Source organism: Variovorax sp. Varisp36, assembly GCF_047304235.1.
Classification (GTDB): domain Bacteria; phylum Pseudomonadota; class Gammaproteobacteria; order Burkholderiales; family Burkholderiaceae_C; genus Variovorax.
This window is the reverse complement of record NZ_JBGLYU010000005.1, coordinates 172,771-180,916: the sequence shown is the minus strand read 5'-3', so window position 1 is coordinate 180,916 and position 8,146 is coordinate 172,771. Positions and strand designations below refer to the sequence as shown.

General features: G+C 70.6%; 6 protein-coding genes. 2 read left to right on the top strand and 4 right to left on the bottom strand.

What is annotated here, in order from left to right:
* A partial coding sequence (locus ACCD11_RS05410) for an ABC transporter substrate-binding protein (RefSeq protein WP_413312794.1) occupies positions 1-901 on the top strand: 901 nt, incomplete at its 5' end.
* Between the two features lie 25 nt (positions 902-926).
* A complete protein-coding gene (locus tag ACCD11_RS05405) occupies positions 927-1,439 on the top strand; it encodes an SET domain-containing protein (RefSeq protein WP_007839124.1) in 513 nt (170 codons plus the stop codon).
* On the opposite strand, the gene ACCD11_RS05400 is transcribed toward ACCD11_RS05405, so the two are convergent.
* From ACCD11_RS05400 to cobW, 4 genes are all read right to left on the bottom strand, one after another.
* A complete protein-coding gene (locus ACCD11_RS05400) occupies positions 1,409-1,858 on the bottom strand; it encodes a vWA domain-containing protein (RefSeq protein ID WP_413312806.1) in 450 nt (149 codons plus the stop codon). The genes ACCD11_RS05405 and ACCD11_RS05400 overlap by 31 nt on opposite strands.
* A gap of 203 nt (positions 1,859-2,061) precedes the next feature.
* Positions 2,062-3,117: an ATP-binding protein gene (locus ACCD11_RS05395; protein WP_413312793.1), complete on the bottom strand. Its 1,056-nt coding sequence runs from the start codon at positions 3,115-3,117 to the stop codon at positions 2,062-2,064.
* The gene (cobN, locus tag ACCD11_RS05390) at positions 3,114-6,935 is read right to left on the bottom strand and encodes a cobaltochelatase subunit CobN (RefSeq protein WP_413312792.1); all 3,822 of its coding nucleotides are present in this window, start codon (positions 6,933-6,935) and stop codon (positions 3,114-3,116) included. Before cobN ends, ACCD11_RS05395 begins: the two co-directional genes overlap by 4 nt.
* A gap of 12 nt (positions 6,936-6,947) precedes the next feature.
* Positions 6,948-8,015, bottom strand: coding sequence for a cobalamin biosynthesis protein CobW (cobW, locus tag ACCD11_RS05385; RefSeq protein WP_413312791.1), 1,068 nt, complete (start codon positions 8,013-8,015; stop codon positions 6,948-6,950).
* Between the last annotated feature and the right edge of the window lie 131 nt (positions 8,016-8,146).

Genomic DNA, 8,146 nt, shown 5'->3' with positions numbered 1-8,146 from the left:
CCCGCCGTTTGCCTCCGCCGCCCGCCAAATCGCGAAGGCCGCGGCCTTCGTGGCCCTGGGCTTCGGTTCGGTGGCGCACGCGGCGGGCATCCGCCTCGAAGACGACCGCGGCACCACGCTCGAACTGCAGGCGCCGGCGCGGCGCATCGTGTCGCTGATGCCCTCGCTGACCGAAACGGTCTGCGCGCTCGACGCCTGCGACCGGCTGGTGGGCATCGACCGCCATGCCAACTGGCCGGTGTCGGTGAAGGGCTTGCCGCAGGTCGGCGGCATCGACGACGCGAACATCGAGCGCATCGTCGCGCTCAAGCCCGACCTTGTGCTGCTGCGTCCGCGCAGCCGCGCTGCCGAACCGCTGGAGCGCCTTGGCATCAAGGTGCTGGCGCTCGACGCCAAGACCCACGCCGACATGCGCCGCGTGATGGAAACCGTGGCCCGCGCCACCGGCCGGCCTGGAGCGGGCGAAGCCTTCTGGCGCAGGCTCGACGCCGGGCTGGACGCCGCCAAGGCCCACGTGCCGGCTGGCTGGCAAGGCCGTCGCGTTTACTTCGAGGTGCACGGCGGCATGGCCGCGGCCAGCGAGAGCTCCTTCATCGGCGAGACGCTGGCCCGCCTCGGGCTTGGCAACGCTGTGCCGGGCACACTCGGCCCGTTCCCGAAGATGAGCCCCGAGTTCGTGGTACGCGCCAATCCGGACGTGCTGATGGTGTCGGCGCTCGGCGAAATCTCCGCCATGGCTTCGCGGCCCGGCTGGTCGGCCATGTCGGCCATCCAGCGCGGGCGCGTGTGCAGCTTCGCCTCGGCGCGCTTCGACCTGATGATGCGCCCCGGTCCGCGGCTGGACGAAGCGGCCGACGCCATCGTGGGCTGCCTGGCCTCGCTGGGTGCACCGAAGCCCTGACACCCGACGACTCATCCCTTCCGCCATGAAGCATCGCAAGCAAACCTCCTCCACTCCTTTCGTCCGGGTAGGCCCCAGCGGCGTGCACGGCCTCGGCGCCTTCGCCACGCGCGACCTGCCGGCGGAAGCTTTCCTCGGCCTCTACGAAGGCCGCCGCTACACCCAGGCCGAGATCGCCACCAAGGTTTGGGACGACCAGCTCACCTACCTGTTCACGCTGTCGAACCACGAGACCATCGACGGCGCCAAGGGCGGCAACGCCACTCGCCACCTGAACCATTCATGCGAGCCGAATTGCGAGGCCGTCGAGGAATACGACGAGGGCGGCGAAATGGTGCTGAAGTTCCAGACGCTGATGGCCGTGGACGCAGGCGACGAGCTATTCATCGACTATTCGCTGACCGCGGACGACGGCTCGCCGCCATCGAAGTACCCGTGCCATTGCGGCTCGCCCAGTTGCCGGGGAACGATGCTGGCGCCGGTCGAAACAGCGGCCGGGCAAGACGCTCAAGCGTTCGGGTTCGAGGCCACGACGTAGCGCGCATCCCAATGCGTGGCAAGCTGCCGCGCACGGTGCAGCGGCACGCGCGCCGTCTCGAAGTCCACCACGCAGGCCATGTCGGCGGCCTCGGGCCGCGCGGGGTTTTCGCTGCTGCGGCCATCGGTCAACAGCCACAGCCAGCGTTGGCGCGACTCGCTCTTCGCCAGCAGGTGCCCCGCGCGCTGCACGCCCAATGCCAGCGGCGTACCGCCGCCCGCTGCGATCGGCGCGACCCAGTCGTCGTTCCAGGCGCTGGCGCGGCGCGGCGGCAGGCGCAGTTCGACCACCTCGCCGGCAAAACACAGCAGCGCGACGTGGTCGCGGCGCTGGTAGGCCTCCTGCATCAGCGCGAGCAGCAGGCCCTTGGCGCGCGCGAGGCTGCTGTCGCTGCGCATCGAGGCCGAGCAGTCGAGCAGGAAGCAATGCAGCGCGCCGCTGCGTGCCTGCTGCGGGCGGCGGCGCAGGTGCTCCGGGCGCAGGTGGCCGGCACCGCGCGCCGCGAAGGTGCGCGGCCAGTCGAAGGCCGCGCCCTGCGAGGCGGGGCCGCGCCATGCATCCCTCTGCGCGCCCTGCCTCCGGTCACCCTGGCGTGCGCCAGTGGGTACGGCGTCCCGGAGGCTCAGGCTTTTTTTGACGCGGCCTGTGCAGGAGCGATCAGCGGTCGCAGCGGCTTCACGCGCTCGATGCCGACGGGCTCGGGCGGCATGGCCCCCCAGTCTTCATCGCCCGCACTGTTCGCGGCGTCGTTCGGATTCGCGTCGGGCATTGCGGAGCGAGGAGCCGCCGATGGCGCAGCCTCGGCTTCGGGCCTGCGCCGGTGCAGCAGCACGGCTTCGGCCACGCGCTGCACGTGGCCAGTGGTAATGGCGCCCGCCCCGTCCCAGGCCGCGAGCGCGCGAGCGGAGCGCAGCATCACGAGATCGGCGCGCAAGCCATCGACGCCGGCTGCGATGCACAGCGCACCGACCGCCTCATGCACCGCATCGCCATACGGCAGCGCTGTCGCATCGGCCACGAGGGCGCGCGCACGGACCAATGCGGCTGCCAGTTCGGCTTGCGCCTTCGCATGCGTCGTGCGAAAGCCCTGCGGATCGGCATCGAAGGCCAGCCGCGCACGCACGATGGCCTGCCGTTCTGCGGCATCCTCGATGTTGCGCAGCTGCACGCACAGGCCGAAGCGGTCGAGCAGCTGCGGGCGCAGCGTGCCCTCTTCCGGGTTCATGGTGCCGACCAGCACGAAGCGCGCGGCATGCCGGTGGGAAATTCCGTCGCGCTCCACCACGTTGACGCCGCTGGCCGCGGCGTCGAGCAGCGAGTCGATCAGCGCATCGGGCAGCAGGTTGATCTCGTCGACGTACAGCACGCCGCCGTGCGCGCGCGCCAGCAGGCCGGGCGCGAACTTCAGTTCGTGGCCGGCCAGCGCCTGCCCGAGGTCGAGCGTGCCCACGAGGCTTTCAAGGCTGGCGCCCAGCGGCAGCGTGACAAAAGGCGCGCCCGGCAGCAGCTCTGCCAGCGCGCGCGCAGCGGTGGTCTTGGCGGTGCCGCGCGGTCCTTCGATCAGCACGCCGCCAAGGCCCGGATCGACAGCGGCCAGCAGCAGCGCCTGGCGCAGCTGCGGCTGGCCCGCGATCGCGGCAAAGGGAAAAGGGACCGGCATGGGGGCGGCAGTGGTCATCGCGAAAGTCCTTCCATCTGCTGCTCGTGGCCGAGCAGCAGGTTTTGCAATTGGTCCTTGTAGTCGCCGGGCGATTGCCACAGGCCGCGCTGCATGGCCTCGAGCAGCCGGCTGAGCATGTCGTGCAGCGCGCACGGATTGTGCGTGTTCACGAAGTCGCGGGTGGCTTCGTCGAGCACGTAGGCGTCCGCCACCATCGCGTACTGGTGGTCGCCGACCACGCGCGCGGTGGCGTCGAAGCCGAACAGGTAGTCCACCGTCGCGGCCATTTCGAAGGCGCCCTTGTAGCCGTGGCGCTTCACTCCGTCGATCCACTTCGGGTTGACCACGCGCGCGCGGATGACGCGGCTGATTTCTTCCTTCAGCGTGCGCACGCGCGGCGCCTGCGGGTTGCCGTGGTCGCCGTGGTACATGGCCGGCTGCCGCCCGCTCAGGTGGCGCACGGCGGCGGCCATGCCGCCCTGGAACTGGTAGTAGTCGTTGGAGTCGAGCAGGTCGTGCTCGCGGCTGTCCTGGTTCTGCAGCACGACGTTCATCGCGCGCAGGCGGCGCACCAGCGCGCCGGTGGCGGGCACGCCGTCGCTGCCCTGGCCGTAGGCGTGGGCGCTGCCGCCGACATAGGCTTTCGACAAATCGTCGTCGGTCTGCCAGTCGCCATGATCGAACAGCCGTTGCAGGCCGGAGCCGTAGCTGCCGGGCGCGGAGCCGAACACGCGCCAGCCCGCCTGCGTGCGGGCGGCCTCGGGCGCCATGCCCTGCGCTTCGAGCGCGGCGGCCTCGCTGAGGATGCGCGCGCGGACGGGGTTGCGCTCGGCGTCTTCGTCTTCCTGCGCGGCGACGGCCTGCACGGCCGCGTCGAACATCTGCACCGCATTGGGAAACGCGTCGCGGAAGAAGCCCGAGATGCGCAGCGTGACGTCGATGCGCGGACGGCCGAGGCCCACCGTGGGCAGCACCTCGAAATCGACCACGCGCTGGCTGCCCGGCGCCCACTTCGGCCGCACGCCGATGAGGGCGAAGGCCTGCGCCAGGTCGTCGCCGCCGGTGCGCATGGTGGCCGTGCCCCAGACCGAGAGGCCCAGCGCCGCGGGATAGTCGCCGTGCTCCTGCAGGTGCCGCTCGACCAGCTGCGCGGCGGACTTGAGGCCGAGCATCCAGGCGGTGGGCGTGGGAATGGCACGGGTGTCGACCGCGTAGAAGTTGCGCCCGGTGGGCAGCACGTCGGGGCGGCCGCGCGATGGCGAGCCGCTCGGTCCGGGCGGAACGAAGCGGCCTTGCAGGGCGCGTGAAAGCTGCAGCAGCTCCTGCGCACCGCAGGCGTCGAGCGCGGGGGCGAGATCTTGTTCGACGCGGCCCATCACCGCAGCGGTATGCGGCATGCCGGACGGACAGTTGTTGTCCTCCAGCAGGCGCTGCGCCAGCAGCTCCAGCCGCTCACGCGTATCGCCCTGATGCCGCCACGCATCGGTGCTCACCGATTGCAGCAGCGCGGGACGCGCGCCCAGCCACGGTTGTGCCGCGTCGATGTCGAGCGGGTCAAACGCCTCGCCCGGCAACAGGTCTTGCGACAACGCGCCGAGCAGCCCGGCATTCGCGCCCGCGCCGTCCGCAGCCGGATAGCGCGCCAGCGCCAGCAGCGTGTCGCGCCGCAGCCGCTCGCGCGGCGACGCGCCGAACACATGCAGCCCGTCGCGGATCTGCGTTTCCTTCAGCTCGCACAGGTAGGCATCCACGCGCGCCAACACCGCATCGTCTTCCGCGCCCGGCAGGCCGCCCAGCTCTTCGACCAGATGCTGCGCCCGCACCGCCGTGAGGATCTGCGCGCGCAGCACCTTCGCGCGGCGCGCATCGACCAGCAGCGCGTCGTAGTACTCGTCGACCTGCCGCTCCAGGTCCTGCATCGGGCCATGGTTCTCGGCGCGCGTGAGCGGCGGCATCAGGTGGTCGACGATGACCGCCTGCGTACGCCGCTTGGCCTGCGCGCCCTCGCCCGGGTCGTTGACGATGAAGGGGTACACGTTGGGCAGCGGCCCGAGGATCGCGTCGGGCCAGCAGGCCCGCGACAGCGCGATGCTCTTGCCCGGCAGCCATTCGAGGTTGCCGTGCTTGCCGACGTGCACGACCGCGTCGATGGCGAAGGCATCGCGCAGCCAGAAATAGAACGCGAGGTAGCTGTGCGGCGGCACCAGTTCGGCGTCGTGGTAGCTCGCGTAGTCGGCCATGTCCAGGGTACCCAGCGCGCGCGCGGGCTGGATGCCGACGAACACGCGGCCCAGCCGCAGGCCGGCGATCATGAAGCGATCGCGCCGCAGCATCGGGTCCTGCTCTGGCGGGCCCCAGCGTGCGTCGATGGCGTCGGCCATGCCTTCAGGCAGCGACGCGAGCCGCATGCGGTACTCGGCCAGCCCGTAGCTCTGCCACGCCGGCCGCGCAGCCCACTGCGCGGGATCGTTCGCAATACCTTCCTGCAGCTTGCGCATCAGCGCATCGCCCTCGGCGGGCATCGCGCCGGGTTCGCCCAACGCATAGCCCTCGGCCGCCATCGCCTGCAGGATCGCCATCACCGAAGCCGGCGTGTCGAGCCCCACACCGCTGCCGATACGGCCCTCGCTGCCCGGGTAGTTCGCAAGGATCAACGCAATGCGCTTCTCGTCGGCGCGCAGGCTGCGCAGCCGGCACCAGCGGCGCGCCAGCTCGGCCACGAAGGCGATGCGGTCCGGCTCGGGCTGGTAGCTGACCACCTCGGTCTGCGTGAGTTCGCAGCGGTGCGACAGGCCCTTGAAGCTCACGGCGCGCGTGACGATGCGGCCGTCCATCTCGGGCAGCGCGATCTGCATGGCGATGTCGCGCGGACGCAGGCCCTGGCTGTCGGCCAGCCAGTCCTCGCGGTTGCCGCCGCTCACGATCACCTGCAGCACCGGCGCATCGCCGGCCAGGGCCAGGGCTTCGCCATATTCATCCTGCGCGCCCTGCCCCAGCGCCGCGAAGGCCGTGGTGTTGAGCACCAGCTGCACGTCATGCTCGACACACAGCGCACGCAGCGTGGACAGGCACAGCGGGTCTTTCAGCGAATCGAGCGCCACCGGCAGCGGGTTGAGCCCCTCGGCGCTCAGCGCCGCGGCGAGCGCATCGAAGGCCGCCGTGTTGCCCGACAGCAGATGCGAGCGATAGAACACCAGCGCCACCACCGGCGCACCCGCATGCCAGCCGGCGCGCAGGTCGTCGATGCCGGCGACGGCATGCGCCGCGCCCATGCCCTGCGGCACATGCAGCGCGACCTGCGGCAGGCTGCGCGGCGGCAGCGGCGCTTCGCCGTGGCCAAGCCCGTGGAAAGCCACCGCACGCAGGAACTGCATCGCATTGCCCGCTCCGCCGCTGCGCATGTACTGCCACAGCTGGCGGCTCACCGCGCGCGGCGCCGTGCTGCGCGCGAGCAGGTCTTCGTCTTCCTGCAGGTCGCCGGAGAACATGGCGAGCTGCTGGCCTTTGCGTTTGGCCAGCTTCTCGAGCTGCTGGAGTCCGTAGGCCCAGGCCGATTCCGCGCCCAGGTGGTCGACCACCACCACGCGCGCGTGCTGCAGCACCTCGTCGGTGTACAGGTCTAGCGAGGCCGGCTGGCGCAGGTGCATCAGGTTGGCCAGCCGCAGCGACGGGTAGCCCGGGTCGGTGACCGCCAGCGCAGTGCGCGCGGCCGCGAGCAGCGCGAGCGTGGTGTCGGCCGAGCTGAGCACCACGATGTCGCCCGGCGTCTGGTCGAGGCGGGTGACGACGCTGTCGTCCTCGACGAAGCGTCCGGGCTGGGTGCTCAGCAAGTGCATCGGTTCAGGTGGTCAGGCGGCGACTGCGCTCACCTCTTCCAGCGCCTTGCGCAGCATCGCTTCGTCAAGGTCTTCGCCGATGAACACGAGGCGCGTGCGCTGCGCCTCGCCATCGCGCCAGCGGCGATCGAAGTGGTGGTCGAAGCGGCGGCCCACGCCCTGCACCAGCAGGCGCATCGGCTTGCCCGGAATGGCGACGAAGCCCTTCACGCGGTAGATGGTGTGCTGCTCGACCAGTTGGCCCAGCACAGCCAGCAGGCTGTCGCGGTCCACGGGCGGCAGCTCGATCACGAGCGAGTCGAACTCGTCGTGATCATGGTCTTCCTCATGGTCGTGGTGGCTCTCGCGCAGGTGGATGGTGGCTTCGGCCTCACGGCCCTGGCCCAGCAGCAACGCGAGCGGCAGCCTGCCCTCGGTGGCGGCGACGATCTTCACTTCGGGCGGCAACTCCTCGCGCACCAGCGCCTCGACCTTGGCCCGCGCGGCGTCGTCCATCAGGTCGGTCTTGTTGAGCACCACGAGGTCGGCGGCCGAAAGCTGGTCTTCGAACAGCTCATGCAGCGGCGATTCGTGGTCGAGGTTGGGGTCGGCGCGGCGCGCTTCGTCCACGGCCTGCGGGTTCTCGGCGAACTGGCCCGAGGCGGCGGCCGGGCCGTCGACCACCGTGACCACCGAATCCACAGTGAAGATGTTGGCGATGTCGGGCCACTGGAAGGCCTGCACCAGCGGCTTGGGCAGCGCGAGGCCGGAGGTCTCGATGAGCACCGCGTCAAGCTCGCCGCGGCGCTCGGCCAGCTGCAGCATCACGGGCAGGAACTCTTCCTGCACGGTGCAGCAGACGCAGCCGTTGGCCAGTTCGTAGAGCGCGCCCGCACGCTCGTTGCCTTCCTCGTCGCAGCCGATGCCGCAGCCGCGAAGAATCTCGCCGTCGATGCCGAGCTCGCCGAACTCGTTGACGATCACCGCGATGCGGCGGCCTTCCGCGTTGCCAAGGATGTGGCGCAGCAGCGTGGTCTTGCCGCTGCCGAGGAAGCCCGTGACGATGGTGACGGGGATCTTGGCGTTGTTTGCTTGTGTCATGGATGTGTTCGAGGCGCCGCTGGCAAGGGGATGGGTGAGGGAGAACCAGGCGCCCAGCGGCGCGCCTGCTTCGGATTTTTCCAGGGGATGCGCCGCTCCCCCGAGGCGTGCTCGAGGCAATGGCGCCGGGC